Raw genomic sequence first — 16,658 nt, 5'->3', positions numbered from 1 at the left:
ACAGGCCAAGCCCGCTCCGTCCAGCGTGGACGGTAAGCGCACCGTACAGATTCGGTGGAGATTCCCCCCAAGCACACTTACTCTACGGTCAGAAGACCGCCCGGCACCGTTCCCCGGAGCCTCCTCCACGCCTCTGACCTGGTGCGATACGGCAAGACACCACTTCCGTCCGCTCCCTCCCGCCGGACCTCCCCTTGGGGTAGCGTCACGGCGCCGTGCGGAGCGCCACAAGGAGCAGGTCATTGCGCGAGTTCACTGTCCGACCCATGGCGTCCGCGCCCCCTGTGGGCGGGCTGGCGGACGCCGTATTCGATCATGCGCTGGACGGTCCCGACCGGGTCGCGCTCGGCCGCAAGGACCCCGGCGGCACCTGGCGGAACGTGACCTCGGCCGAGTTCCGTGACGAGGTGCTGGCCCTGGCGAAGGGGCTGCTGGCACACGGCGTCCGGTTCGGCGACCGTGTCGCGATCATGAGCCGCACCCGGTACGAGTGGACGGTCTTCGACTTCGCGCTGTGGTCGGTCGGCGCCCACTCCGTGCCTGTCTACCCGACGTCCTCCGCCGAGCAGGTCTTCTGGATGCTGTACGACGCCGGGGTGTCGGCCTGCGTGGTCGAGCACGAGGACCACGCGATGACCGTCGGCTCGGTGATCGACCGGCTCCCCCGGCTGAAGCGGCTGTGGCAGCTCGACGCGGGCGCGGTCGCCGAACTGAACGCCGCCGGCGCCGACATCGACGACGACGTGGTGCACCGGCACCGCCGCGCGGTGACACCCGACTCGACGGCCACGGTCATCTACACCTCGGGCACCACCGGCCGCCCCAAGGGCTGTGTGATCACGCACGCGAACTTCATGTTCGAGACGGACACGATGATCGCCCGCTGGGAGCCGGTCTTCCACTCCAAGCGCGGTGACGAGGCGTCGACACTCCTCTTCCTGCCCCTGGCGCACGTCTTCGGCCGCATGGTCGAGATCGCCGCGATCCGGGGCCGGGTCAAGCTCGGCCACCAGCCGGTGATGCGGGCGGGCGAACTGCTGCCGGATCTGGCCGCGTTCCGGCCGAGCTTCATCCTGGCCGTGCCGTACATCTTCGAGAAGATCTTCCACGCCGCGCGCCGCAGGGCGGAGCGCGAGGGGAGGACGGGGCCCTTCGACAAGGCCGTCGACGTGGCGGTCAGACACGCGGAGGCGATGGAGCACAGGGCGTTCGGGATCGGTCCCGGCCCGTCGGCGGCGCTGCGGATCCAGCACCAGTTCTTCGAGAAGGCCGTGTACTCCAAGGTGCGCGCCGCGATGGGCGGCAGGGTGCGGCACGCGATGTCGGGCGGCTCGGGCATGGACCGGCGGCTCGGCCTGTTCTTCGAGGGCGCCGGTGTGACGGTCTTCGAGGGGTACGGCCTGACGGAGTCCAGCGCGGCGGCGACGGCCAACCCGCCGGAGCGCACCCGGTACGGGACGGTCGGCCTGCCCATTCCGGGGACGACGGTGCACATCGCGGAGGACGGCGAGGTGTGGCTGCGCGGCGCGCACGTCTTCGCGGGCTATCTGAACGATCCGAAGGCCACCGACACCGTCCTGCGGGAGGGCTGGCTCGCCACGGGCGATCTCGGTTCGCTCGACGAGGACGGCTATCTGACCATCACCGGGCGGAAGAAGGAGATCCTGGTGACGTCGGGCGGCAAGAGCGTGTCGCCGGCCGGCCTGGAGGAGCGCGTACGGGCCCACCCGCTGGTGGCGCAGTGCATCGTGGTCGGCAACGACCGCCCGTACATCGCCGCGCTGGTGACCGTCGACCAGGAGGCCGTGGACCACTGGCTCGCGATGCGGGGCAGGGCGCCGCTGCGGCCGGTGGACCTGGTACGCGACCCGGACCTGGAGCTGGAGGTCAGGCGCGCGGTGGTGGCGGCCAACACGCTGGTGTCGCAGGCCGAGTCGATCCGTACGTTCCGGATCCTGGCGCACCCCTTCAGCGAGGAGCACGGGCTGCTGACACCGTCTCTGAAGCTGAAGCGCAAGGCGATCGAGACGGCGTACACGGTCGAGGTGGACGCGCTCTACCGCTGACCGGGGCGCGGCCGCAATCCGTACGGACATACGGGTGGGAAGACGGGAATGCGGGCGCCCCCGCGTTCGTTGCGCCCCTGAGAGCCAACCGACGACGTAAGGATCGACCGCACGTGAGCAAGGTCCCCTCCCGCACCCTCAACAACGGCGTCGAGATGCCCCAACTGGGCTTCGGCGTCTGGCAGGTCCCCGACGACGAGGCGACACGAGCGGTGAGTACGGCCCTGGAGGCCGGTTACCGCAGCATCGACACGGCGGCTGTCTACCGGAACGAGGAGGGCACGGGCAAGGCGATCGGCGCCTCCGGGATCGCCCGCGAAGACCTCTTCGTCACCACCAAGTTGTGGAACGGCAAGAAGGAGACCTGGACGCGGGACGCGGTCCTGCGCGCGTTCGACACGTCCCTGTCGAAGCTCGGTCTCGACCATGTCGACCTGTATCTGATCCACTGGCCGCGCGCCGTGCGCGACGACTACCTCACGATCTGGCGCGCGTTCGAGGAGATCGCCGGGTCGGGCCGCGCGAGGGCGATCGGTGTGTCCAACTTCCAGCCCGCGCATCTGCGGCGGCTGCTGGCGGAGACGTCGGTCGTCCCCGCGGTCAACCAGGTGGAGCTGCACCCGCTGTTCCAGCAGGCCGGGGTCCGCGCGGCCAACGCGGAACACGGCATCGTGACGGAGGCGTGGTCGCCGCTCGGCTCCGGCAGGGGGCTGCTCGACGTCCCGACGGTGCTGGCGATCGCGCACAAGCACGGGCGGACGGCCGCGCAGGTCGTGCTGCGCTGGCACCTGGCGCTGGGCAACGTGGTGATTCCCAAGTCCGTGACACCGTCCCGGATCAGGGAGAACTTCGAGCTGTCCGGCTTCGAACTGGACGCGGAGGACCTGGCGGCGCTCGCGGCGCTGGAGTCCGGTACGCGCCTGGGCTTCGACCCGGACACCTACGACGGCTGAGACCGCGGCTCAGTCGCCGGGCGGGCCGGGCACGCGGCCCGTCCGGTGTTCCTGCGGGCTGATACCGCGTACCCGCTTGAAGGCGGCGCTCAGCGCGAACGAGCCGCCGTAGCCGACCTGCCGGGCGATCGACTCGACCGTGGCGTCCGTCTCGCGCAGCCGGTCGGCGGCCAGCGAGAGCCGCCAGTCGGTGAGATACGCCATCGGGGACTCGCCCACCAGCGCGGTGAAACGGCGGGCCAGCGCCGCGCGGGAGACCCCGCACTCGGCGGCGAGCGAGGCCACGGTCCAGGGACGGACCGGTGCGTCCTGGAGGAGCCGGAGCGCCCTGCCCACCACCGGGTCGCCCATCGCCCGGTACCAGCCGGGTGCCGCCGCGTCCGGGCGGGAGAACCATGTCCGCAGCGCGGCGATCAGCAGCAGATCGAGCACCCGGTCGAGGACGACGCTCTGACCGGGTCGTCGCGTGAGATCTCGTCGTCCAGGACCGCCGGCAGCGGGCAGTCCCAGGCGTCGGCGGGCAGCCGGAGCACCTCGGGCAGCGCGTCGAGGAGCCGCCGGCTGACCTCGCCGTCCATCCCGTAGGTGCCGACCAGCATGGTCGACGACCCGTTGGAGGCGTTGCCCCACGTCCGCACGCCCAGGTTCATGGACTCGGCGAGCGGTTCGCCGCTCAGGGTGTGGCAGGTGCCGCCGGGGCCGATGAGGGCGTGCGGTGCGCTGCCGGGGGCGTCGGTGACGGTGTACGCCCGCGGCCCCCGCACGATCGCGATGTCGCCGGGGCGCAGGACGACGGGCTCCGTGCCCGAGTCGTGGACGAGCCATGCCTCACCGCGTGTGACGCACATCAGACAGAGCGGCGCGTGGTCCTCGATCCGTACGGACCACGGCGGTTCCATCACCATGCGCAGCAGGAAGGCCCCTCGCGCACGGGGTCCGTCGAGAAGTCCGGCGAGCGCGTCCACAACGACCAGACTAAGGGCTGTCCCGTAAGCCCCGGCGGGCGCGGGGCCCGCCTCAGCTCGCGCCGTGCGTGGGCGCGATCTCCTCGACCCGGGCGGCCAGATCGAAGTCGCGGTCCGTGATCCCGCCGACGTCGTGCGAGTTCACGGCCAGGTCGACGGTGTTGTAGCCGAGGGTGAGGTCGGAGTGGTGGTTCAGCTCCTCCTGGATCCGCGCGACGTGCACGACCATCGCCGTCGCCGCGAAGTGGTCGGCGAGCCGGTAGCTGCGGGCGATCTTGCCGTCCTCGACGGACCACTCGGGCAGCGCCTTGAGCCGGTCGTCGATCTCCTGGGACGTCAGGGAGTCCTTCGCCATGGGTCACTCCTCACGGGGTCCGCCGGGGACCCTCGCCAGTTCGGGGGACGCGGTGTCGAGCGGCACGGTGTAGGAGCGTACGAGTCCGAGCTGTACGCCCTGCCGGGGCAGTACCGCGTCCAGTATCCAGTCCGCCGCCACCCGGATCCGGTTCCCCGGCATGGCCGCCAGATGGTAGCCGCGGGTCACCGCCCCGGCGAGCGGGCCGGAGAGCGGCACCCCGAGCGGGTTGGCGGCGGCCTTGACCCCGCCGAGGTCGACGAGGAAGCCGAGGTCGTGGTGCGCGTACGTGCGCGTCTCCCCGTGCCCCAGGGACGCGGCCACGTTGTGGCCGGCCACCCTGCCCTGGCGGGACGCGTGCTGCGCGGTCATCGGGGTGCACTGCCCCGGTCTGGTCAGATCCGGTACGGCGGCGGCGTCGCCGCACGCGAAGACCTCGGGGTGGCCGGGGACGCCCAGGCGCGGGCCGACCCGCAGCCTGCCGTGCAGGACGGGCAGCCCGACCTCGCTGACCAGGGGGTCGGGCCGGACACCGACGCACCAGACGAGGGTCCGTGTCCCGACGAACTCGCCGTCGTCGAGCCGGACGCCCCTCCGGGTGGCCTCCGTGACGGATGTGCCGGTGCGGACGTCCACGCCCCGTGCGCGCAGTACCCGGTGGGCGGTGGCGGAGAGCCGGGGGTCCAGTTCGGGCAGGATCCTGGGCGCGATGTCGACGAGGAGCCAGCGCGGGGCGGGGCGGCGTCCGCGGCCGGGCTGTTTGCGTACCAGGGCGTCGGTGTAGAGCTTGCCCTGCGCGGCGACCTCGGTGCCGGTGTAGCCCGCGCCGACCACCACGAAGGTGGTGCGCGCCCCGCTGACGGCGGTGTCGTCGGCGGCGGCGAGTTCTATCTGACGGGTGACGTGGTCGCGCAGGTACAGGGCCTCGGGCAGTCCCCGGAAGCCGTGGGCGTTCTCGGTCACGCCGGGGATCGGCAGCAGTTTGTTGACGCTGCCGACGGCGAGGACGAGCCGGTCGTAGGCCAGCTCGCCGCGCTCTCCCTCGGGGCCCGTGTACCGCACGAGCCGCTCCGCCAGGTCGACGTGGTCCGCCTCGCCGAGTACGACCCGTACGCGGGGAAGCGCCCCCGGCAGGGAGACGGTCACCCGGCGCGGCTCCAATATCCCGGCGGCGACCTGGGGCAGGAGCGGGAGGTAGAGGAAGTAGTCGGTCGGGTTGAGCAGGACGACCTCGGCCGTGTCCCGTAGCTTCCGGCAGAGCGTACGGGCGGCCTCGAACCCGGCGAATCCGGCTCCCACGACGACGACGCGCGGACGGCTTGCTCGGCTCACGTTCGGCTCCGAACTGTGGCTGTCTGCCCCGTCCGCCCCATTATCCTCGCGTGCGCCGGTACTGCGACATGATCTCGGCGGGTGTGAGCACCCGGTCGAAGAACATCAGGTCGTCCATCCGGCAGTCGCAGGGATTTCCCTCCCCGGTGTTCTGCGGATAACTGCCGCCGATCTTGATACCGCGCGGATCGGTGGGCGATGTGGTGTCGGGCTCCGGCGGTCCCTCCACCGCCCAGGGGTCACCCGCCACGACGTGCCGGCCGGGCAGCGGGCGGCCGTCGCGGTACAGCGCCATCGTCCCGGTGTCGAAGTCGAACGTCGCCGCGAGTGAGACCCAGGTGTCGGGCGGCAGGATCTCCCGCCAGTCGGCGTCGGCGGCGAACGTCTGCGAACTCCCGTCGTCCACCCGGCGGCCGAGCGCGACGACCTTCATCTCCCCGTCGACGGTGATGAGTTCGAGCAGGGCGCGCACATCGTGGCCCTGCGAGGTGCCGGAGAGGATCCCGGCGAGGCCGATCGCGTTGTAACGGTCGTCCGGATCGGGGGTGTTGGAGTTGGGCGCGGGATTGCCCGCGCCCATCCTGAACCAGCCCATGACGGTGGTCTCCCGCGCGCCGTTGAAGGCCCGCAGGGTCCGGACCCCCTGCGGGCCCCACACGCCCGCCTTCCAGTCGTCGGTCCCGGCGCTCCCGGGTGAGACCTGTCGTGTCCGCAGGACCCGGCCGGGCCGCTCGTCGTCCCTCACCCGCGACTGGGCCCCGCCGTTGACCAGTTCGAGCGTGGTGCCCGACCGGCCCCGGTCCCGCTCACGGGCCGGGTCGCCGGGAACGGGGTGCTCGAAGTCGTACGCGGCGACCGGGCGCGGCGCGTGCGCGGACCCGCCCGGGGCCCGGTCGGCGGGCGCGTCCGCCGGGGCGAACGCCGTGACCAGGAGCGTCGAGGTGAGGGCGAGGACCAGGGCGAGCCTGCCGCGCCCGGCGGTGTCAGCGCGCATCGGTCACCTTCCAGATCTTCCCGTTGGCCTTGGCGAGCACGTACAGCTCGCCCGCGCGGTCCGTGCCGAACCGGAGGTCGACCCGTTCGTCGCCCGACAGTTCCGCCATGGAGGTCGCCGCGCCCGACGCGTCGAGGACCTTGAACTGGTGCACCTCGGCGAGCGGCCCGCCACGGCGCATGTCGGCCACCTCGGAGTAGAAGATCCGGCCGCCGACACCCTCGCCGTAGACGTACTTGCCCCGCAGCTCCGGTATCCCGGCGCCGCGGTAGACGAAGCCGCCGATCAGCGCGTTGCCGCTGTCGGCGCACGGCGTGGCCGGCGGTGGCACGTGGTCGAAGGCCGCGACCGGATAGGTGTAGCCGTACTGCTCGTCGTTGTCGGGGAGTTCGTAGACGCCACAGGTCGGGTTCCCCTCCTTGCGGTACTCGAAGGGCCCCTCGCGGTCGCTCCAGCCGAGGTTGTCACCGGCCTCGACGTCGTAGACGGACTCGACGCGGTGCTCCCCGATGTTCCCGACGAACAGCTGTCCGCTGCCCGCGGAGTCCCAGCTGAAGCGGTGCGGGTCGCGGAAGCCGTACGCCCAGATCTCGCCGAGCACGTACTGCCGGTGCGCGAAGGGGTTGGAGGGCGGGATGCCGTACTTGCCGCCGGGGCCGTCGTGACCGCTCGGGTCGATGCGCAGGATCTTGCCCTGCGGTACGTACAGATCCTGCGGTACGGAGCTGCGCCAGCCCGCTCCGCCGTCCCCCGCCGCGATGTAGAGCAGCCCGTAGTCCTCGTCGCCGGGGCGGGCGTTGGGGTTGAAGTTGATCTCCTGGATGTCGTGGATCGTGCTCTGGAAGCCGAGCCGCATCACCTCGCGGCGCGAGCCGTCGAAGGTCGCGGCGGACGGGTCGTCGGCCGTCCACTCCGTGACCACGCTGTGGACGACGGTGACTCCGCCGGAGGGCAGGTCGGGGCGTTTCCTGAGCGCGTCCCTGGCCTCGGTGTGGACGGTGTAGAACCTGCCGTTGTCCGCGAACTCCGGGTGGAACGCGACGAATCCGAAGCCGGAGCCGAGTCCCTGGTGGGACCAGAAGTCCGGGCCGAACGCCGCGCCGACGTCCAGATACTCGGTGGGGGTGCCCGCGCCGTCCAGCAGATACATCGTGCCGTTGAGGTCGGGGACGTACAACCGGCCCGATCCGTCCGGGACTTCACCGACGAAGTTGATCCGGGCCCAGCGCTTCAGCCGGTCGTCGGTCGGCGGTGGGACCGGTTCGGACTTGGGGAGGGTCGAGAACTCGTCAAGAACCAGGCCAATTTCGGAGAGCGTCGGATCGGGCAGCGGATCGGCGATCGGCCCGTCCTCCCGCGCCTCGGCCGGTGGCACGAAAAGCGCCATCAGCAACACCCCCGCCACGACGGCCAGTCGGCTTCTGCCGGTAGTTCCGGGCTTGGGCATCCCGCTCACCTCATCGGCTCGGACGGTGCGGCCCGGAAAGCGATCCGGACCACGCAGAAAGCGCTTCCTACGAAGCATCTGCGCCAAGTTACAAACGAGGCAGGGGGACGGCAAGGGGCCGGGGGCGAGCAAAGTGGCGTGGGCATCGATTTCGGGCACAACAGCCCCATGGGACGGTCAAGTCGCCAGGGGTGCGTGCGAAGTGGAGCTCGAATGGCGGTACTGTGCGCGCGCGCCGCCATCCCGGTCGGCGCAGTTCCCGCGGAGGATTTCAGTGACTGTATTCAACAGATCGTGGCGACGCCCCGGGGCGCTCGTGACGGTCGCGGCGGCGAGCGCGCTCGGCGTCGGCCTCTTCGCCGGCCCGGCGGTGGCGCACACCCCGGCCTGGGCCGTGACCTGCTCGGAGGTGAGCGTCGATCTCGTCAACTACACCGCCGACGCCGAGAACACGGTGACCCTGACGGTCGACGGCAAGGACCTGCTGCCCATCGAGAAGTTCGGTGGCGAGTTCCACAAGAAGATCGAACTGCCCGAGCACACCAAGGAACTGTCCCTCCGCCTCGTGGTGGTGGACGGTTCGGGCAACGACGGTTCGCTCGACGACACCAAGACCGCGCCGGTCTGCGAAGGCACCGAGCCCGAGCCCGAGCCGTCGACGACGCCTCCGGGCGAGCCCACGCCGACGCCGCCCGCGGAGGAGCCGGAGCCGGAGCCGAGCAAGACGACCGGCGCCGCCGTGCCGTCGTCTCAGCCGAGCCCCGCCGGTGACGACCTCGCCGAGACGGGTTCCTCCAGCACCACCCCGCTGATCGCGGGCGCCGCGGCCGTCATACTCGTCGCCGGTGCGGGCATCACCTGGGCCGCGCGCAAGCGCCGCACCGTGAACGGCTGACCCACCGCGACCACCGCCGACGACTGCCGACCGAAGGCCGAACCACCGCCGACGGACGCAGAACCGCCGTCGGCCGACGGGCACTTGACCACCCGTCGGCCGGCGGCGGTGCCGTCGGGGCGGCGCGCCGCGGTCAGGACTTGACGCTCTCGGGCAGCCGCTCCAGCAGCCCGCGCAGGTCGTCCGCGTGCTCCTCCTCCTGCGCGAGGAGGTCCTCGAAGACCCGGCGCGTGGTGGGGTCACCGTCCCCGAGCCACTGCGCGATCTCCGTGTACGCCGCGATGGCGACCCGCTCGGCGACCAGGTCCTCCTTGATCATCTCGATCAGGTCCAGGCTCGCGTCGTACTCCGCGTGCGAGCGCTTGGTCAGCGTCTCCGGATCGAAGTCGGGCTCGCCGCCGAGCTGTACGATCCGCTCGGCCAGCTTGTCGGCGTGCTGCTGCTCCTCCCCCGCGTGCTCCAGGAATTCCGCCGCGACCGGCTCGGCGTACAGCCCGGTCGCCGTGTAGTAATGCCTCTTGTAGCGCAGGGTGCAGACGATCTCGGTGGCGAGCGCCTCGTTCAGGACCTGGATGACCCGGCCGAGATCCGCCCCGTAGGCGTCCGTCACCGGGCCTTTCTCGATCTCCTTGCGCGCGCGTTCGCGAATCGTCCGGATGTCCGTGAGGAATTCGGCCATGCCGTTCACGCCCTTTCTCTCCGGCCGCCGCTGTTGTCGGCCGGGCCTCAGAATTCGCCGGCTCCGGAGATCTCGGTCGCCCCGGCCGTCCGGGCCGCTCCGCGCGCCCGGACACCCCGATGACCTCTGCCGAGATACGACTCCGCCGCCCGGATCGCCTCGTGCGCCGTACGGTGCCCCATCAGCACGCACAGGGTGTAGGCGGCGTCGTCCAGCCGCCGCCTGCGCACCGGGTCGTGCGGCTCCTGGAGGACCAGCTGCTCCCAGATCCGGTAACGGCGCAGAAGCTGGGCGAGCCTGGCCTTGTCCGGCAGAAGCATGCTCGTCTCCCGATCACGAGGTCGGCCCGGCCGACCGGGCGGACGCCCGACAGACGTTGTCCGGCTCGTCCACATTGCGCCGTTCGCACGGCGTACGCAAACGGGCACGCACCGTGACGGGAGCGCTCAGGAGTCGAAGACGTCGATGAAGACCGAGTCGAACGCCTTCAGATCGTCGGGCCTGCGGCTGGTGACGAGGGTGTTCGGGCCGTCGGTGCAGATCTGGACCTGCTCGTCCACCCAGGTACCGCCCGCGTTGCGGATGTCCGTCCGCAGGCTCGGCCAGGAGGTCAGCGTCCTGCCGCGCACCACGTCGGCCTCCACCAGGGTCCAGGGGGCGTGGCAGATCGCCGCCACCGGCTTGCCCGCGTCGAAGAACCCCTTCACGAAGGCGACCGCCTCCTTGTCCGTCCGCAGCGCGTCGGGGTTGGCCACACCGCCGGGCAGGACGAGTCCGTCGAAGCCGTCGACCGCGCTGTCGGCCACCGTCGCGTCCACCGGGAAGGTGTCGGCCTTGTCCAGGTGGTTGAACGCCTGCACCTCGCCCTTCCGGGTCGAGACGAGGACGGGCTCACCACCGGCGTCGACCACCGTCTGCCAGGGCTCGGTCAGCTCGACCTGCTCGATTCCCTCGGGTGCCATCAGGAACGCGACGCGCATGGGGGCTCACTCCTTCTCTGGTCTCTGTCATCTCTGTCGGGCGTTCTTCCGCGGCCCCGGCCGGCCGGGGCCGCGCGGTCCGCGTCAGCGCACGACGGCGGTGCCGGTCAGCAGCTTCACGGCGGCGGCGATCGAGTCGGCGTCGATGCCCGAGCCGCGCAGCTGCTCGGCGGGGGTGGCGGAGCCCGGCATGTTCCGCACCCCGAGCCGCACCAGCCGCGGCGCCGGCCTGCCGTCGGAGAAGACCTCCGCGACGGCGTCGCCCAGGCCCCCCTGCGGGTGGTGGTCCTCCACCGTGATCAGACAGCCGGTGTCGGCCGCGGCGGCCTGGAGGGTGACCTCGTCGGCCGGTTTGATCGAGTACATGTCGACGACGCGCACGGTGATGCCCTCGGCCGCCAGCAGATCGGCGGCCTTGAGGCACTCGTGCACGGTGATCCCGGAGCCGACGAGCGTCATCCGGTCGTCGATGGAGTGGCGGAGCACCTTGCTGCCGCCGACGGGGAACTGCTCGTCGGGGCCGTAGAGGACCGGTGTCTTCCCGCGCAGGGTGCGCAGATAGCAGACGCCCTCCAGTTCGGCCATCGCGGCGACGAGCCGGGTCGTCTGGTTCGCGTCGCACGGCTGGAGCACCGTACTGCCGTGCAGGGCACGGAACATGGCGAGGTCCTCCAGGCCCATCTGGGAGGGCCCGTCCTGGCCGATGGAGACCCCGGCGTGCGAGCCGACGACGCTGATCGACGCCCGGCCCACCGTGGCCATCCGCAGGAAGTCGTGGGCGCGGGTGAGGAAGGCCGCGAAGGTGGAGGCGTACGGGATCTGTCCGCACGCCTGCATCCCGACGGCGGCGGCCACGAGCTGCTGCTCGGCGATGTAGAGCTCGAAGTACCGCTCGGGGTGCTCCTTCGAGAAGTACTCGGTACGGGTCGAGTCACCGACCTCGCCGTCGAGCGCGACGATGTCGCCGCGTGCGGAGCCGAGCGCGGTCAGGGCCTGCCCGTAGGCGTCACGGGTGGCGATCTCGTCGCCCACGTCGAAGCGCGGCAGGTTCAGATGGCCGACCTCGGTACGGGGGTCGGTGGCCGCCGCGTCGGGCTTGCGCACCTCGACCCGCAGATTCCGCCGGCCGCCCAGCTCCTCGATGGCCGCCGCCGCGTCCGGCAGGGGCTTGCCGTGCTTGCCCTCCTTGTCCTCGACGGAGGCGACTCCCCGGCCCTTCCTGGTGGCGGCGATGATCGCCGTCGGCTCCCCGACCGTCGAGCGCGCCTCGTTGCAGGCGGCGTCGATCGCGTCGATGTCATGGCCGTCGACCTCGATGGTGTGCCAGCCGAAGGCGTGCAGCCTGCGGGTGTAGGCGCCGAGGTCGTGTTCGTGGCGGGTGGGACCGCGCTGGCCGAGCCGGTTGACGTCGAGGATCATCGTCAGCGAGTCGAGATGCTGGTACCCGGCGTGCTCGGCGGCCTCCCAGATCGAGCCCTCGGCCATCTCGCTGTCCCCGCAGAGCACCCAGACCCGGTACGGGACCCTGCCCAGCCGCTGTCCGGCGAGCGCCATGCCGACACCCACCGGCAGGCCCTGCCCGAGCGAGCCGGTCGCCACGTCCACCCAGGGCAGCCGGGGCGTGGGGTGGCCTTCGAGCCTGCTGCCCTGCCGGCGGTAGGTGCGGAACTCCGACTCGTCCACGGCACCGGCCGCGAGATACATGGAGTACAGCAGGGGCGAGGCGTGCCCCTTGGAGAAGATCAGCCGGTCGTTCCCGGGGTGGTCGGGCCGGTCGAAGTCGTACGTGAGGTGATTGGCCAGCAGGACGGCGGCGAGATCGGCCGCCGACATGGACGAGGTCGGATGCCCGGAGCCCGCCATGTCGGCGACCCGGACCGAGTCCACCCTGAGCTGCTGCGCCAGTTCTGTCAGTAGTTCGCTACGCATGTCACTCCTCACCGGATACGACCGGGTGCGGCCGGACGGGCGGACGGCGGACTTCCCGGCTGCCCCGGTGCCCGGGGAGTGCGGCGGCAAACGGAAGTCATGCCTGTTTCGCCCCTTGACAACCAGATTGCCCCACCCGGGAGGAGCGCGCAGAACACCGGGGCCGGGGCGGGCGCCGGACCGGATCCGGCTACCGTCCGGGTATGACATCTCGCGCGTCGGACACCGGGGTCGGTCCGCTCCTCAGGGGCTGGCGTGAACAGCGCAGGATCAGCCAGCTGGAGCTGGCCCTGCGCGCCGACTCCTCCGCCCGTCACATCAGCTTCGTCGAGACGGGCAGGTCCCGGCCGAGCGAGGCGATGGTCCTGCGGCTCGCGGAGCATCTGGACGTACCGGTGCGGGAGCGCAACACCCTGCTGCTGGCGGCCGGTTACGCGCCCAGGTTCACCGAGACCGCGCTGGACGACCCGTCGATGGCGGCGGTGCGGGAGGGGCTGGAGCGGCTGCTGCGGGGGTACGAGCCGTATCCGGCCCTCGTCGTGGACGGAACGTACAGGCTGGTGGCGGCCAATCGGGGCCTCGCCCTGCTGATGGAGGGCGTGCCCGAACATCTGCTGGTGCCGCCGGTGAACGCGATGCGGGCCGTCCTGCATCCGGAGGGAGCCGCGCCGCGCATCCGCAATTTCCGGCAGTGGCGGCTGCACCTGCTGCACCAGATGGAGCGGCAGATCGCGCTGGCCCGCTCCGAGGAACTGCGCGCGCTGTACGAGGAGGTCGCCGCGTATCCGCCGCCGCGGGGAGCCGGTCACGGGCCGGAGGACGGCGAGGACGCGGAGGGGTTCACGCAGGGGACGTTCGCCCTGCCGCTGCGGATCGAGCACGGCGGGCAGGTGCTGACCTTCCTGTCGTCCATCTCGACGTTCAACACACCGATGGACGTGACGGTCGCCGAGCTGGCGATCGAGACGTTCCTGCCGGCCGATCCCGCGACGGCCAAGTACCTCATGTCGGCGCTCGGCTGAGCGCACCGCGCCCGGCCCCCGGCACCGGGGAATCCGGCACCGGGGGCGGCCGATCCGTTTCGGACCCTAGACGGTGGTGTCCGGCCCGGACAGGCGCGGGCGGGGCTCGGTGGCCGGGGCGCCGTCGGCGGTGGCCGGGGGCCCGGCGGGATTGGGCGCGGGGGCCTTGGTCTCGTGCTCGGCGGAGCGCGCCGCCTCGGCGCGCAGCAGGGCGTTGAGTACGGCGAAGGGGTCGATGGGCATGGCTGTGTCCTCGCGGTGCGATGGGGGTTGACCGGCTGGATGGGGCCGACGGGCACGCGGGCGTGCCGGACCTCTCAGCAGCGCATCACCGGACGGCGGACGGGCGGCGCCGCGAGAGGCCCGCTCCTGGACGGGGCGGCGGCGGATCCTCTGTACGGAGGCCGCGCCGGGCGGCCGGCCCCACCGGCCCGGGGCCCCGCCGCCCGGCGCCCGGCCCTGGACGCGGCGGGCTGCGCCGCCATCGCCGTGTCGTGGTGCCCCTCTCCCGCGGGCTCGGGCGGTGCGGACGCGGCCGGCCGGGGCTCCGCTCCGCGCGCGGCCGACGCGCACGGGTCGAGCGACATACCCAGGAGGGCGAGCAGGGCCAGCAGCGGTACGAGGGCGCGGGCGGGGGGACGGCCCGCCGTGGCGGGCCGGTCACCGCGCGGTTCCGGGGCGCTGTTCACTCGGCACGACCTCCTGATCGTGCATCCTGTGCCCGCGGACGCCGCCCCGCGCGCCGGGCAGGCGAGAACCGCTCTCCTGGCGGACGCGGATTACGCCGACCCGGGCAGGGCCGTGCCCGGACGCGGCAGCGGGGCCGGGGCGGGCCCGGCCGCCCGGGCTTGCCCGGGGCTCAGGCCCCCTCGGGGCTCGGCTGCGTCGCCTCCCGGGGCACGGCGCCCGTGGCCGGGGTCGGGCCGAGGGGGACCTGCGGGCCCAGACCGTCGTACAGCCAGCGCTTCAGCACGGTGTGGACCTGCTCCGCGCCCACCAGTTCACCGCCGCCCGGCACGGGCGCGGGCAGTGTCAGGGGCGACAGCAGGAAGGCGTTCGACTGCTCGCCGCCGAGTCCCCCGTGCGAGCCGATCTGCTCCTCGAACGCGTGCACCCGGCCCGTCGCCGGGTCGTACATCGAGTTGACCATGATGTCCGCGACGTGCGGGAAGGTGTCGGTGCGCCGGACGGCGTCGGCGGCGCCCGGCCCCATCGTGGCCAGCAGCCCCGTGTCGTCCAGCTTGTCGACCGGGATCTCCGCCCCCGCGGGGCCGAGCACGACGGAGCCGCTCGCCTCGCTCCGTACCAGGAGGAAGCCGATGCCCGGATGGTTGGCGAGGGTGCGCAGCAGCGCGGGGTGGCGTTCGTCGATCTGTTCGCGGCTCATCCGCTCAGGCACGTCCGGGAAGGAGATCAGCCCCAGGTTCCCGGAGGCGAGCACGATCGGGTCGGAGTCCCGCGCGGACCGCTTCGCGTCGCCCTCCTCGCCCTCGTCGACGGGGCGGTGGAGCGCGGTCCTCACGGCGTCACGGGCGGCGTCGCGCGCCTCGGCCCCGCTCTTGGTGCGCACGGCGCGGCGCGGTACGGGCAGTCCGCAGCCGGCCCGGACGAGATCGCGGAGCGTGAGCCCGTAGCCGCCCAGGAAGGTCTCGCCGGGGCTCTGGCCGTGGTCGGAGAGGAGCACGAGCCGGTACGAGCGGGGCGCGTGGTCGGCGACCTTGGCCAGCAGCGCGATCGAGCGGTCCAGCCGCTCCAGGACGTGGATGGCGTCGCGGCTGTGCGGTCCCGAGTGGTGGGCGACCTCGTCGTACGCGACGAGGTCGGCGTAGACGGCGGCGCGGCCGGCCAGCATGTCCCCTATCACCGCCGCGACCACGACGTCCCGTTCGACGACGGTCGCGAAGGCCCGGATGAACGGGTAGAGGCCGCCACGGGCCACCCTCGGCCGGTCGCCGCGGATCCGCGCGTGTGTGGACTGGCCTATCTCCCGGCAGACCTCGGCGACGAAGGAGACGGCCGTGCGGACGGCGTTGGCCGGGTCGCTGAAGTACGCGAAGTAGCCCGCCCGTGAGCGGGTCGCCCTGCCGCGCCGCGCCGCCATCGACAGGACCAGTGCGAGCTGGTCGGCACCACCGCTGAAGAGGTTGCCGCGGCTGGCGCCGTCGAGGGTGAGGAGCCCGGCGTCGCGGGTGTGCTCGACGGCCCTGCGCTGGAGTTCGGCCGCGCTCGCGGGGCGGTTGCTGACCATGATCCGCCCGCTCTCCTTCTCGTACCAGCGGAAGGCGGGGACATCGTGGTTGCTGCCGTGCAGGATGCCGAGCTGGCTGGCGCCGGTCTGGCTGGACCAGTCGGTGCGCCAGGGGGTGAGCCGGTGGGTGGGGCGTTCGCCGAGCCAGCCGGCGACGGTGGGCATGTGGCCGTCGGCGACGGCGTCGAGCAGGACCTGGTGTCCCACACCGTCGAGTTGGAGGAAGAGCGTGCCGGGCGACGCCGTGTAGCCGCTGCGGGCACTGTCCTCACCACTGCGGCGCCGGCGGCGTTCGGCGAGTCGCGAGAGCCTGCGGCGGTAGGCGTTGTCGTCACGTACGGCGAGGGCGGTGGAGGTCGCCGACGCGACGGCTGACATGACGGCGGCGACCACGATCGCGTTCTCGGGGTCGGCCGAGCCCCCGCCGTCGGGGGTGGACTTGAGCGCGACCAGCAGCAGGGAGCCGTTGAGGAAGAAGACCAGCAGGCCGAGGACGAGGGCGGGGACGAGCAGCAGGGCGCGGACCAGGAGCGGCCAGACGAGTGCGCTGAGGAGGCCGAAGGCGCCCGCTCCCCAGGCGGCGGTGAGCGCGGTCCTGGTGAGGCTGTCGTCGGCGCCCTGGACCTGGAAGTCGGGCAGGATGCCGGCGAGCGTCAGCATGGTCAGGGTGGAGACCGCCCATACGACGATGACCCGCACCAGGGCCCTGCCGGCCGTCCGCCATCGCCCCTTGAACACCGCTTCTTCACCTCACGTCCGGGCCCGCACACATCCGCGGGCTCGCTCCACAGCC

General features: G+C 72.2%; 15 protein-coding genes and 1 pseudogene. 4 read left to right on the top strand and 12 right to left on the bottom strand.

Translation table 11 applies throughout. From position 1 onward, the window contains the following. Window positions 1-266: 266 nt before the first annotated feature. Both ACZ61E_RS10745 and ACZ61E_RS10740 read left to right on the top strand, forming a co-directional pair. Window positions 267-2,066 (top strand): AMP-dependent synthetase/ligase, encoded by a 1,800-nt coding sequence (locus ACZ61E_RS10745; protein ID WP_469699220.1) that lies wholly within the window; start codon window positions 267-269, stop codon window positions 2,064-2,066. Window positions 2,067-2,179: 113 nt separating this feature from the next. Further along, entirely contained in the window at window positions 2,180-3,019 is an 840-nt protein-coding gene (locus ACZ61E_RS10740) for an aldo/keto reductase (RefSeq protein WP_469699219.1), read from the top strand. 9 nt (window positions 3,020-3,028) lie between these two features. On the opposite strand, the pseudogene ACZ61E_RS10735 reads toward ACZ61E_RS10740, so the two are convergent. The 5 genes and pseudogenes from ACZ61E_RS10735 to ACZ61E_RS10715 form a co-directional block, all read right to left on the bottom strand. Then, a pseudogene (locus ACZ61E_RS10735) lies at window positions 3,029-3,984 on the bottom strand (AraC family transcriptional regulator). 52 nt (window positions 3,985-4,036) lie between these two features. Next, a complete protein-coding gene (locus tag ACZ61E_RS10730) occupies window positions 4,037-4,339 on the bottom strand; it encodes a 4a-hydroxytetrahydrobiopterin dehydratase (RefSeq protein ID WP_469699218.1) in 303 nt (100 codons plus the stop codon). Window positions 4,340-4,342: 3 nt separating this feature from the next. After that, window positions 4,343-5,671: an NAD(P)/FAD-dependent oxidoreductase gene (locus tag ACZ61E_RS10725; RefSeq protein ID WP_469699217.1), complete on the bottom strand. Its 1,329-nt coding sequence runs from the start codon at window positions 5,669-5,671 to the stop codon at window positions 4,343-4,345. A 40-nt stretch (window positions 5,672-5,711) separates the two neighbouring features. After that, complete coding sequence (locus ACZ61E_RS10720) at window positions 5,712-6,665, bottom strand: LamG-like jellyroll fold domain-containing protein (protein WP_469699216.1); 954 nt, start codon at window positions 6,663-6,665, stop codon at window positions 5,712-5,714. Continuing rightward, window positions 6,655-8,112 carry a PQQ-dependent sugar dehydrogenase gene (locus tag ACZ61E_RS10715; protein WP_469699215.1) on the bottom strand — a complete coding sequence of 486 codons (1,458 nt, stop codon included), beginning with the start codon at window positions 8,110-8,112 and terminating at the stop codon, window positions 6,655-6,657. The genes ACZ61E_RS10720 and ACZ61E_RS10715 overlap by 11 nt, the downstream gene beginning before the upstream one ends. A gap of 274 nt (window positions 8,113-8,386) precedes the next feature. Here ACZ61E_RS10715 and ACZ61E_RS10710 point away from each other — a divergent pair, with 274 nt between their 5' ends. After that, entirely contained in the window at window positions 8,387-9,007 is a 621-nt protein-coding gene (locus tag ACZ61E_RS10710) for an LAETG motif-containing sortase-dependent surface protein (protein ID WP_469699214.1), read from the top strand. A 133-nt stretch (window positions 9,008-9,140) separates the two neighbouring features. Here ACZ61E_RS10710 and ACZ61E_RS10705 read toward each other — a convergent pair whose 3' ends face one another. From ACZ61E_RS10705 to ACZ61E_RS10690, 4 genes are all read right to left on the bottom strand, one after another. Beyond that, the gene (locus tag ACZ61E_RS10705) at window positions 9,141-9,686 is read right to left on the bottom strand and encodes a ferritin-like domain-containing protein (protein WP_469699213.1); all 546 of its coding nucleotides are present in this window, start codon (window positions 9,684-9,686) and stop codon (window positions 9,141-9,143) included. 47 nt (window positions 9,687-9,733) lie between these two features. Further along, the gene (locus tag ACZ61E_RS10700) at window positions 9,734-10,006 is read right to left on the bottom strand and encodes a DUF5133 domain-containing protein (protein ID WP_469699212.1); all 273 of its coding nucleotides are present in this window, start codon (window positions 10,004-10,006) and stop codon (window positions 9,734-9,736) included. 126 nt (window positions 10,007-10,132) lie between these two features. Beyond that, window positions 10,133-10,666 carry a type 1 glutamine amidotransferase domain-containing protein gene (locus ACZ61E_RS10695; RefSeq protein ID WP_469699211.1) on the bottom strand — a complete coding sequence of 178 codons (534 nt, stop codon included), beginning with the start codon at window positions 10,664-10,666 and terminating at the stop codon, window positions 10,133-10,135. A gap of 84 nt (window positions 10,667-10,750) precedes the next feature. Further along, window positions 10,751-12,595 (bottom strand): transketolase, encoded by a 1,845-nt coding sequence (locus ACZ61E_RS10690; protein ID WP_469699210.1) that lies wholly within the window; start codon window positions 12,593-12,595, stop codon window positions 10,751-10,753. Window positions 12,596-12,798: 203 nt separating this feature from the next. Here ACZ61E_RS10690 and ACZ61E_RS10685 point away from each other — a divergent pair, with 203 nt between their 5' ends. Continuing rightward, window positions 12,799-13,617, top strand: a complete 819-nt coding sequence (locus ACZ61E_RS10685; RefSeq protein WP_469699209.1) for a helix-turn-helix domain-containing protein — start codon at window positions 12,799-12,801, stop codon at window positions 13,615-13,617. 66 nt (window positions 13,618-13,683) lie between these two features. Here ACZ61E_RS10685 and ACZ61E_RS10680 read toward each other — a convergent pair whose 3' ends face one another. The 3 genes from ACZ61E_RS10680 to ACZ61E_RS10670 all read right to left on the bottom strand — a co-directional run bounded on the left by ACZ61E_RS10680 (window position 13,684) and on the right by ACZ61E_RS10670 (window position 16,603). Continuing rightward, window positions 13,684-13,860, bottom strand: coding sequence for a hypothetical protein (locus ACZ61E_RS10680; RefSeq protein WP_469699208.1), 177 nt, complete (start codon window positions 13,858-13,860; stop codon window positions 13,684-13,686). A gap of 74 nt (window positions 13,861-13,934) precedes the next feature. After that, entirely contained in the window at window positions 13,935-14,306 is a 372-nt protein-coding gene (locus tag ACZ61E_RS10675) for a hypothetical protein (protein WP_469699207.1), read from the bottom strand. A 170-nt stretch (window positions 14,307-14,476) separates the two neighbouring features. Further along, window positions 14,477-16,603: a phage holin family protein gene (locus ACZ61E_RS10670; protein ID WP_469699206.1), complete on the bottom strand. Its 2,127-nt coding sequence runs from the start codon at window positions 16,601-16,603 to the stop codon at window positions 14,477-14,479. Between the last annotated feature and the right edge of the window lie 55 nt (window positions 16,604-16,658).

It is taken from the genome of Streptomyces sp. NPDC104581, from assembly GCF_055583685.1.
This window is presented reverse-complemented; position numbering and strand designations above follow the sequence as displayed.

Excerpts from the sequence above, each read along its gene's own strand:
- ACZ61E_RS10690 (WP_469699210.1), bottom strand. The coding sequence starts at position 12,595 with ATGCGTAGCGAACTACTGACAGAACTGGCGCAGCAGCTCAGGGTGGAC.
- ACZ61E_RS10695 (WP_469699211.1), bottom strand. The coding sequence starts at position 10,666 with ATGCGCGTCGCGTTCCTGATGGCACCCGAGGGAATCGAGCAGGTCGAG.
- ACZ61E_RS10680 (WP_469699208.1), bottom strand. The coding sequence starts at position 13,860 with ATGCCCATCGACCCCTTCGCCGTACTCAACGCCCTGCTGCGCGCCGAG.
- ACZ61E_RS10720 (WP_469699216.1), bottom strand. The coding sequence starts at position 6,665 with ATGCGCGCTGACACCGCCGGGCGCGGCAGGCTCGCCCTGGTCCTCGCC.
- ACZ61E_RS10715 (WP_469699215.1), bottom strand. The coding sequence starts at position 8,112 with ATGCCCAAGCCCGGAACTACCGGCAGAAGCCGACTGGCCGTCGTGGCG.
- ACZ61E_RS10730 (WP_469699218.1), bottom strand. The coding sequence starts at position 4,339 with ATGGCGAAGGACTCCCTGACGTCCCAGGAGATCGACGACCGGCTCAAG.
- ACZ61E_RS10705 (WP_469699213.1), bottom strand. The coding sequence starts at position 9,686 with ATGGCCGAATTCCTCACGGACATCCGGACGATTCGCGAACGCGCGCGC.
- ACZ61E_RS10685 (WP_469699209.1), top strand. The coding sequence starts at position 12,799 with ATGACATCTCGCGCGTCGGACACCGGGGTCGGTCCGCTCCTCAGGGGC.
- ACZ61E_RS10700 (WP_469699212.1), bottom strand. The coding sequence starts at position 10,006 with ATGCTTCTGCCGGACAAGGCCAGGCTCGCCCAGCTTCTGCGCCGTTAC.
- ACZ61E_RS10745 (WP_469699220.1), top strand. The coding sequence starts at position 267 with ATGGCGTCCGCGCCCCCTGTGGGCGGGCTGGCGGACGCCGTATTCGAT.